The organism is Neisseria sp. P0008.S010 (genome assembly GCF_051962715.1).
GTDB lineage: Bacteria > Pseudomonadota > Gammaproteobacteria > Burkholderiales > Neisseriaceae > Neisseria > Neisseria elongata.
The window spans coordinates 1-1,032 of the sequence record NZ_JBQCVA010000115.1 but is presented as its reverse complement, the minus strand read 5'-3'; the positions used below and the strand labels follow the sequence as shown (position 1 = coordinate 1,032).

Here is a 1,032-nt window from a genome sequence, read left to right as displayed (position 1 = left end):
GCTTCTTTGGATTAGGTTTTCGTATTTCATTTGGAAATTGTAAATCTTCAGGATACTTTCGCAAGAGGTCTATTGTTTCAAACTTTCAGACGGCCTCAAATGCCGTCTAAAAACCTCTTGGCGCAAAGGCCGTCTGAAAACCGTGAATCCGTTTTCAGACGGCCTTTGTTTCATTTCAGGCAACGAATATAATAACGCATAGGCTGCTTCCCACCAGTTGGTTCAAAGCCCAACGATAATCTATTTAAAAAAGAATCCGACCATCATGACCTATCCAGAAGCCCTGCAAAAACTTCAATACTGGCTGACAAACAACCAAACATCTCACGCAAACCATCTGAATTTTGATGTATGTCCCCTTTCAGCCGCTGAATTGCAGGCAATACACGAATATACGCAAAACAGGCTGCCTGAAAGCTATTATTACAGCAATGTGGCACGGGGGATTTTTTCTATTCGTGGTACACCAGCGTGATAGATCAAACGGCATCGCAAACGCCCAAAATAGAAATCTACAACCTCGCCCAACTGAAAGAGCAAAATCTCTATTACCAACAACTATTGAGCGAAGAACTTGACAACCTACCGCCCGACGAGCATCCCGACATAGGCGAAATCTTTATCATCGGCGCGCATCACAGCATGGGAGATTGGTTCGGCTTCGACCTGTCCCGTGCCGAACCCAACTTCGATATTTTTATCCACGATGCTACCAATCCAGCTACTTATGCCGAAGAAGCCGAATGGCGGCGGTTTGAAGACTGGGTAATCCGCTGTATAGAAAGCGAGGGAGAAGATACGCTTTAAACAAGCCGTAGTATGCATTTCGACCAGCCGCATACCTGCCTGCGACAGACATCAAATAACAAAAGCCCATGGGTATGAAAGGCCGTCTGAAAGGGTGGTTTCAACAAGGCCGAAAACGGCTTTACTGGATTGAAACCACCCTTTCAGACGGCCTGAGACCTTTGCAAAAAGCCCTTCCCCCGACAGCCGAAACCCAAACACAGGTTTTCGGCCGTTTTCGCCCCT

At 46.5% G+C, this 1,032-nt stretch carries 2 protein-coding genes; both read left to right on the top strand.

Annotated features, from left to right (window positions below; translation table 11 throughout):
- Nucleotides 1–265: 265 nt before the first annotated feature.
- Nucleotides 266–475: a hypothetical protein gene (locus ACTHSL_RS12735; protein WP_440381671.1), complete on the top strand. Its 210-nt coding sequence runs from the start codon at nt 266–268 to the stop codon at nt 473–475.
- Entirely contained in the window at nt 472–807 is a 336-nt protein-coding gene (locus ACTHSL_RS12730) for an SMI1/KNR4 family protein (protein WP_440381670.1), read from the top strand. Before ACTHSL_RS12735 ends, ACTHSL_RS12730 begins: the two co-directional genes overlap by 4 nt.
- The last annotated feature ends 225 nt before the right edge of the window (nt 808–1,032 follow it).

What these genes read in the sequence shown, in the direction of transcription:
- ACTHSL_RS12735 (WP_440381671.1), top strand. Translation starts at nt 266, where the DNA reads ATGACCTATCCAGAAGCCCTGCAAAAACTTCAATACTGGCTGACAAAC.